The 1194-nt window shown below is 45.6% G+C and carries 1 protein-coding gene; it reads left to right on the forward strand.

The annotated features are described in order from the left end of the window. The coding region (locus ABID13_RS28605) for an IS110 family RNA-guided transposase (protein WP_354021390.1) at positions 1-1069 on the forward strand (1069 nt) is incomplete at its 5' end. Positions 1070-1194 lie beyond the last annotated feature (125 nt).

A 1194-nucleotide genomic window follows, 5' to 3' on the forward strand; every position in this document is an offset into this window, starting at 1 on the left:
CGGCCAAACACGCATCGTTATGGAATGTACGGGCCGTTACTACGAACCTGTTGCCCGCCAACTCTCTCAAGCCGGATTCTTCGTCTGCGCTGTTAATCCACAGATCATCCATGGCTTTCAAGGCCAGGACAATCCCCTTCGAAGAGTAAAAACCGATAAAGCAGATTCCATAAAAATCGCACGCTACACTCTTGACAACTGGGCGAATTTGAAACAGTATACTCTTATGGATGAACTACGCACACAGCTTAAAACTATGAACCGCCAGTTCGATTTTTACATGAAACATAAGACTGCCATGAAAAATAACCTGATCGGTCTGATCGATCTGGCCTATCCGGGAGCTAACACCTACTTCGACAGCCCCGCCCGTGAGGACGGCAGCCAGAAATGGGTGGATTTCCTTGATACTTACTGGCATGTCGATTGCGTCCGCAAAATGTCCTGCAATGCCTTTACCCTGCACTATCAAAAATGGTGTTGCCGTAAGAAGTACAACTTTAGCCGTTTAAAAGCTGAAGAAATCTACGAGACAGCAAAGGAACTGATTCCCGTACTTCCAAAGGATGACTTTACCAAACGCATCATCAAACAGGCAATACAACAATTAAACGCCGCTTCACAGACCGTGGAACAACTGCGTATACTGATGAATGAAACCGCTGCTAAACTGCCGGAATATCCGATTGTTATGGCAATGAAGGGGGTAGGCCCCTCTCTCGGTCCCCAGCTTATGGCTGAGATCGGAGATGTCGCACGTTTCACCCACAAGGGCGCTATCACGGCATTTGCCGGAGTAGACCCCGGTGTGAACGATTCCGGGGATTATTCTCAGAAGAGTGTGCATGTTTCCAAGCATGGCTCACCCGCTTTACGCAAAACACTGTACCAGGTCATGGATGTTCTAATTAAAACCAAACCGGATGATCCCGTTTATCTATTCATGGACAAGAAGCGCGCACAAGGTAAACCTTACTATGTTTACATGACCGCAGGTGCCAATAAATTTTTACGTATTTACTATGGGCGAGTGAAAGAATATCTTGCTTCTCTTCCGGCATCGGAATAACCAACACGTAAAACCTGTTTTTAGACCGGCATATCCTGGCGGTCTTATTTTGATACCCACTTTTCAACCTGTATAAATTTTTCAATGTTCTTTAAAATTTAGCTTGACTTTTTATTTGCAGGCTT

This window comes from Enterocloster citroniae, assembly GCF_040545455.1.
GTDB classification, from domain to species: Bacteria; Bacillota; Clostridia; order Lachnospirales; family Lachnospiraceae; genus Enterocloster; species Enterocloster citroniae.